Source organism: Klebsiella sp. CB_Kp196, assembly GCF_040061575.1.
In the GTDB taxonomy this organism is placed as follows: domain Bacteria; phylum Pseudomonadota; class Gammaproteobacteria; order Enterobacterales; family Enterobacteriaceae; genus Klebsiella; species Klebsiella michiganensis.
Window position 1 is genome coordinate 1 of the sequence record NZ_JBEAFH010000018.1, and the last position, 7,401, is coordinate 7,401.

General features: G+C 43.6%; 4 protein-coding genes and 1 pseudogene. 2 read left to right on the top strand and 3 right to left on the bottom strand.

Translation table 11 applies throughout. The annotated features are described in order from the left end of the window. Positions 1–671: 671 nt before the first annotated feature. The gene (locus ABLU87_RS04645) at positions 672–929 is read right to left on the bottom strand and encodes a hypothetical protein (RefSeq protein WP_004197688.1); all 258 of its coding nucleotides are present in this window, start codon (positions 927–929) and stop codon (positions 672–674) included. A 640-nt stretch (positions 930–1,569) separates the two neighbouring features. Here ABLU87_RS04645 and ABLU87_RS04650 point away from each other — a divergent pair. Together ABLU87_RS04650 and ABLU87_RS04655 are read left to right on the top strand one after the other, a co-directional pair. Further along, positions 1,570–2,085 (top strand): annotated as a pseudogene (locus tag ABLU87_RS04650) (CSS-motif domain-containing protein); the annotation flags it as partial. 63 nt (positions 2,086–2,148) lie between these two features. Next, positions 2,149–2,985, top strand: a complete 837-nt coding sequence (locus ABLU87_RS04655; protein ID WP_004178087.1) for an EAL domain-containing protein — start codon at positions 2,149–2,151, stop codon at positions 2,983–2,985. Between the two features lie 982 nt (positions 2,986–3,967). Here ABLU87_RS04655 and ABLU87_RS04660 read toward each other — a convergent pair. Together ABLU87_RS04660 and betT are read right to left on the bottom strand one after the other, a co-directional pair. After that, complete coding sequence (locus tag ABLU87_RS04660; RefSeq protein ID WP_004152070.1) at positions 3,968–5,245, bottom strand: DUF2254 domain-containing protein; 1,278 nt, start codon at positions 5,243–5,245, stop codon at positions 3,968–3,970. A 62-nt stretch (positions 5,246–5,307) separates the two neighbouring features. Continuing rightward, positions 5,308–7,305, bottom strand: a complete 1,998-nt coding sequence (gene betT / locus ABLU87_RS04665; protein ID WP_004178088.1) for a choline BCCT transporter BetT — start codon at positions 7,303–7,305, stop codon at positions 5,308–5,310. Between the last annotated feature and the right edge of the window lie 96 nt (positions 7,306–7,401).

Sequence of the window (7,401 nt, forward strand, 5' to 3'; positions counted from 1 at the left end):
AACACAACCCGCTACGGGGGAGACTTACCCGAAATCTGATTTATTCAACAAAGCCTATAAAAGAAATAAAGAAAAAGATGAAACTGGCTAGCACATATGAGTTGTATCAATTCGCGTATATGTTAAAATCACTCACGGACTCGACCTAATCTCCTTTTTTAATTGTTAACACAGGTATTTTTATGTTATTGTATGTTGTTTTGTCTATTTCGCTGGTTTTATTATATGGGATGATAATAAAATATAAAGTGAAGTCAAGGAAATCACAGGGTACTGTAAAAAAGCCTATGGCAATCAGAAATAATAGAAATCTAAAGTAGATTCAAAGAGAATAGCTTTCGGGTATAAATGTAGTTATTCCGTCTTCAGTAAGTTAATGATAAATGCTTTACTCTACCTGATGTTATACAGGACGAGTTTTTCTCACTTTTATCTAATGTGTATATTGTTTTTTCTTTATATCTAAAACTGAAGTCATTGATTCCAGACAGGGCGCGATGACGGTAGTTATCCCGCCTTGTCATCGCACAAGAATACTGAAACTCTACGGCCAATCCGACTGACCAGAATAATCAGAATTATTATTGCACAACAAATTTCATTTTCCTCACGTCAGTGATTCCGGCGGGCGTTAAGTAAAAACGGAGATGTTCTGCCAAATAATTTATGATTTAATGTAGCTCTATATTATTTTTCCCGGAAATTAGTTGCAACAGATATATTCTGTCTTTCTCAATGAGAGCTGGAAATGTATCGCCAGCAGCTGCCAGCAGAGACCATACTTCCAGGATAGCATAGGCCTTTGTATATTCAAGTGCGAAACCTAACCCTTCCAGAGAACCTGCTCTGCGAATATGTTCACATATTGCATTTTCACATACCCGTGTTAAGGCTTCATAACTGAGCGAAAAATCATATTTTTTATCCATCTTAAGCTATCTTCACCCAAATGCAGATATCCGGTTACACGTTGCAATGCGTAACATTATCAATAATAACCCGATTATAACATGAATTTTCGTTTTGTAATGCCGATGTCACACAACATTTTACTCTTTTTTTTTCAAAAAAGAGTGTCTTTATTTTGGTGTACACCTTAGTGTGCGATCGCCCAGCAAGAAATGAATATTCGTTCTATACTAGTGGGTAAAAAACCGCATTACATGCATCGCTTAAAAGTTGCACCATGCATCTGGAGCCTTCACGAGGCTATTAATAACGCATGAATTATCTCTGTAAATCATAACCAGTATCTATCCGAACCATGTCACATTATTTGATTCATACCCGGGATGAGTAAGGCAAGAATAGGTATACTGGAATAGTATGTTCAGTGCCAGCTAATCGGTCAGTGAAGTTGGCGAAAATATAGCTTTATATCTTTTCAATTTGAGGGGAGATCTGCATGGTTAGTCGTAAGCTGGAACGTTTGATTAGCCCTGGAAAGTGGATACATAATCTATCAGTCCTCTCTTTATCGATTCTTTCAGCTGGTATATTTTTTTTGTATTATCTGAGAGCGTATCTTACCTGATTTTTCGGGATAAAATTAAAGACTATACTTCCGATGTGCTTGTTCGCTCTGAATCGCTCCTGGTTCAGACTGAATCTGTCAAGACTGCTGCAAAGTCACATTTGAATATAGGAGACAGTCCATGTACTAATGAAAATATCCTACATCTTCGGGTTGTAGTATGGCCCTATCCGTTGATTAAAGATGTTGGCTACATCATAAAAGGAGAATTAGCCTGTAGTGCTCTGTGGGGGAGTTTACGTCCCACCTTAAGTCTGGAACATTTTGATAAAAAATGGACTTCGCGGGAAGGAGTGTGGCTTTTTGGTATTAAGCTTATGGATGATATATCCGTCAATGGATATATTTCTGAAGGTATTATGGTGACCCTATCACCATTTGTCTTCAGACGATTCGAAACTGATATGTATTCAAAAAACTTTAGCGCTGTTGTCGGAAATAGTAAGCATGACAGGCATTACTTCAATATAGGACCTGATGCTCCTCTTCTTGATCGGCATGATAGCGTTCCACTAAGGTTTAGAGTGTTTAGGGCATGTAGCCTACATTATGATCTCTGTGTTGCAGGAGGTGGGTATTTTACGGGGATATTTTCAGAGCACTGGAGCATACAAATGTTATTAGTAACAGTGTCACTACTTTCCGGTTTAATGATTTATATTATCATTATGAACAGAGCAGAACTCAATAGTTCACTATCTGCAAGGTTTGTAAAGGCTTTGAAAAATGAAGCCCTGTCGCTGGTCTATCAACCTATTTACAGAATTGAAGACGGACAGATCTGCGGATTTGAGGCCTTGCTCAGATGGAAAGATGAAAGACTCGGGAATATTAGCCCTGAAGTATTTATACCGCTTTCTGAAAGGGAAGGGTTGCAGGAGGATGTGACTTTATTCGTCATTAACCATGCTATCCGAGAATTTATCCATACTGCTATTCAGAATGAAATATTTTTGAGCGTAAACATTAATCCAAGCGATCTTGATTCAGAAAAATTCAGGGATAAACTACTAGGATTAATTTCTGAATATAACATCCCATATAAAACAATCCTTCTTGAAATTACGGAGCGTCAAGGAGGGGATTTTGAAGGTATGAAAATTCACATTGATAAATATAAAAATCATGGTGTCAGGTTTGCCATCGATGACTTTGGGACAGGATATTCTAATCTTAATCTGGTAACTGCGCTTGATGTAGATGAAATAAAAATAGACAAATCGCTAACTAGTGCTATTGGTACTGAATCTTTACGATATGATCTTCTTCCCGGACTGCATGAGATGTTCCGCTCCATTGCAGATAAGATTGTGTTTGAGGGTGTAGAGACTCAGGAGCAGGTGAACTATCTGAAGACGTTCTGGCCACAGAGTTATGCTCAGGGCTGGTATTACTCCAGAGCGCTTCCGCTGGAAGAAGCGAGAAAACTTACCATCCGGGAATTGAACTGACCGGCACTTTCAGCGCAAACACTCAGCAATTGCTTGCCGATCAGCTGGTAGAAATTGAAGGGCAGTGTAATCACCTGCTGCTGGCGCAGGGGAAAGCGTTACTGAAAAGTCGTTCTGAACTGCTTAAATAACAGAGAAACCAGGATGTGATTTGATGCAAAACACGGAACAGCGAATGTAATATTTACTGAGATGAGCGAGCTTTGTCTCATAGTACAGAGGAGTCGGGGCTGCCAGTATCCGGTAGACAGCATTATTCGTCTGCAACATAACTCTGCTGGTTGCTGCGGATAACTACTCAGCGCCTTCCAGAGATGGCATTGATGAAAGTAGTAGAAAAAACCTGGAATCTTTGAAGATGTGTCCCTACCTCAGGGGGCTGGAGTGCCATCTGGCCCTAATTCAGCACAGTGCTGCAGATATGTGTTATGTACAAGTAGACACTGTCTTGAAAATCAGAAGTCGTTGAGGGTTGAATGCAATTCCAATATTTGCTTCAGCAGATAACGAGGACCGCTATCTATTGCATCTAGTGAATAGGAAGCCGTTTCCATTTTTCTCTAAAGCAACTGGTGTTGACATCCTGAATTCCTTCAAATGTCTGATATTCCTTTTTTCAAAGCACTAGAAAAATACCCGAAAGCTGTTAATCTAATACATTGACTGACCATACAGTACAGCGTTATTTTGTTGGGTTTACTTCACGTACTTTTTATTGTCGGATACTGTTGGGAAAAGACACAAAGAAGCAAGCCATTAAGCGGAATACTGCGTAGGGTTAGAATATACAATTAACTTTTCCGTGATAGGACTAGTGATAACAATATTTCCAGCATGGGCTGACAGGAGTATAGATGGAACTGCTCTCCATAGGTTAATACATCTCGCAATTAACACGCCCGCATATGCCACAAAACTGACGCCCATTCTCGGAATTTTTTTTGCCATTATCTTTCCTGCGGCCTAATTACTTTCCCCACAACTATGGTTTTTTATTAGAGTCTTCACCACTAAATAAATTATAATAAATTGATTTTATTAGACATCTGTCAGAATCTATATGGTCAGCACGTATTGCATGCTCTAATGTTTCAAATGCTAAATTATGCGCGGCCTCAGAAAATATCCCAGGCCAACCCTTACTCAGCATAGACAGTCCTTTAAGGACTCTTATCTGTATCTCCCTCATACCGGCACCATCGCGCGCGACAGGTGAGAAAAAGTCTTCCAGTAGATCGTTATTCTGAAGTGGTGCAACATGAACTGAAGGATATTTCACTTCTATTTCATCAGATTTATTCTGCGCGTAAGTGGAAAGTATACGAACACCTCTGCCAATGACATCAATGGCGGTTCCAGGATCGTTCACTGCGGGGGAAAGTGCCCGGCAGGCTATTTCGGCCATGACGCTAAGACAAAATCGGGGATCCTGAGCAAATGAACGTACATCCGAGACAATAATCGTCTCAAGTAAATCGGCGCTGATTGATGACTCCTGGCCTTGACTCAGGTACAAAACGGGCATGGATGGATGGATGAAACTGCCTGGCTGCGCCACGAGGTATACATGACGGGGATCATTGGTCAGCAGCTTGCTAAGTTTCACCATATTAATATATTCAACATAGCCAATCTTCTTCGGATAAACTGCAACCGTTCCTTTCGGCTGTTCATTGTTCTCAAGCCATGGATATCCGCCGAGACAGGGATTTCTTGCTCTCGCAATAAATGTTTCGATGGCCGCCTGTTCTACTTTTGCCGTTGTCTCACCTACCCTTCCCAGAGAGGTCAAATGCTGTATCCAGCGAAGCAATGTGATGAGGATTAAGGCAATGACAACCAGTGTGACAATGAATAAAATGACTCTCCCCCTTTCTCCATAAGCTCCCATACTGAGGGCAATAATCCCTACCAGACTGAAGAGAAAAGAACCGATGAAGGTGGCCAGTACATTTTGTGTGGTTACGTCTTCAACAACTAAACGCGTAGCTCTGGGAGTCACATTAGTAGTGGCTGAACCGTAGGCTGTGACCATGATACTCAACGAAAAAGTGGTCACTGCCAGCATACTCGATGCCAGTATGTTCAGAATGTTATCGACTGCTTCCGCACCAACCTTCACGGAAACCGACTCAGGTATCATTGATTTAAAAAGAATTGATAAAAGGGCCGTTATTATCGCGACAATGGCGAATAACGTTGCCCTGAACCATAGCTTTTTAACTGTCTGCTTCAGAATCCATTTCCAGCGTGAAATCATTCTGCATTCCTCATATTGCGGCCGGGATAAATAATTGCCGCCCCCAGGACGGCATGTTGCTATTAACGAACGAGGTGCAGGAAGTGCAGATGTTTTTCGTACTGGTCCAGTATGTCATTAATCAGCTGCTCCTGGTTCCAGCCCATCACATCATAATTTTGACCGCCTTCTTTGAGATATACCTCAGCGCGATAATATCTATGTTGTTCAGTCTGCTGCTCATTATTATCCATCGCGGCGAGCGCGAAGGTCGGTGAGCTATACCCGCGAAGCCTCACTTCATATATAAAATTCAGCTCGTTACCCAAATCGACTTCAAGACGAATACGATCCTCGACTGCGTCACTGATGTGGCTTATCGTCCCCTGCTTGTTCAGCTCTTCCTGAACCAGCGTCATGGCGGGCTGGATGACGTCGTCCATAAAACGTTTCACAAGAGATCGCTTCGGCAGATACGCGATATTGCGTAACCTTCTCTGCCAGGGAATTGGGTTACGTGCAGCCGTAGGAGCAATTGTCGCCATGCTCAGGCTTTCACGCTTGGTCAAATCCCGGCGCAAAGCTTTTAAAAGTCCGTATATGGATATCAGTAAGATCACTGAGAAAGGCAATGCACTCGCTATTGTCACTGTTTGCAGCGCACTTAGCCCTCCGGCAAGGAGAAGCGCAATTGCGACAATGCCCATGAGCGAGGCCCAAAATATTCGCTGCCAGACGGGTGTGTTTGCCACTCCACCTGTTGCCAGAGTATCAACTACCATTGCCCCCGAGTCAGCAGACGTGACAAAGAAGACGATGACCATCGCCATTGCGATGAATGACAGCACGGAAGAGAACGGGAAATGCTCCAGGAAATTAAACAGGGCCAGCGCCACATCCTGCTGAACAGTATTGGCGAGGTCTGTGGCCCCCTGGTTCATAATGAGATAGATCGCGCTGTTACCAAACACTGTCATCCACATTAGCGTAAAACCCGCGGGAACAAACAGCACGCCGGTGACAAACTCGCGAATGGTTCGCCCGCGGGAGACCCGTGCGATGAACATCCCCACAAACGGCGACCATGAAAGCCACCATCCCCAGTACAGTAATGTCCAGCCCCCCAGCCATTTGCTCGACTTAGGCTCATACGCGTAAAGGTTGAACGTTTTACTCACCAGTTCCGAAAGATAACCGCCCGTATTTTCCACAAATGACTTCAGCAGAAGCACGGTTGGTCCCAGACACAGGACCAGCGCCAGGAGCAACAACGCCAGACCCAGATTGAGCTCAGACAGGATACGTATTCCCTTATCCAGGCCGGACACCACTGAAATCGTCGCTAACCCCGTGATGACCACGATCAGAATAACCTGCACCGTTTCATTGATGGGCACCCCGAAAAGATGGTTCAAACCGGCATTCACCTGCAAAACGCCGTAACCCAGCGATGTCGCGACGCCAAAGACCGTGCCTATAACAGCGAAAATATCAACCGCATGGCCTACAGGCCCGTATATGCGATCGCCAATAATGGGATAGAGTGCGGAGCGCAGAGTTAAAGGCAGACCGTGACGGTAACTGAAGAACGCCAGAATCAGCGCCACAATGGCATAAATTGCCCATGCGTGCAGTCCCCAGTGGAAGAAGGTCAGACGCATTGCTTCCTTGGCTGCCGCAACGGTTTCTGGCGTGCCAACGGGAGGCGAAAGATAATGCATTACAGGTTCGGCAACGCCAAAGAACATCAGGCCGATCCCCATCCCTGCCGAAAAAAGCATCGCAAACCAGGAATGGTAGCTGAAATCAGGCTGCGCATGGTCCGGGCCCAGCTTGATATCACCGTAGCGTGAGAGTCCAAGGAACGTGACACTTAGTAAAATCAGGGCCACAGCAAGGATGTAGAACCAGCTGGCATTCGTGAAGATTTGTTGCTGTAGTAGTTTAAAATTTTTGTCGGCGACATCCGGGAATACGGCGGCAAAGGCGACAAGAAGGAAAATTAGCAAAGCAGATGTAAAGAATACCGCTTTGTTAATCTGGCTTGTAGACTTCTTCGGGATTGTATCATTATCACTCATAATCATTTATTCCATTAATTAAATCCGCACTGGATAGACGGTGACCTGCTCCCCGTTGATTAATACACCGTGATGTTAGTAATGTCTTCATAAGCC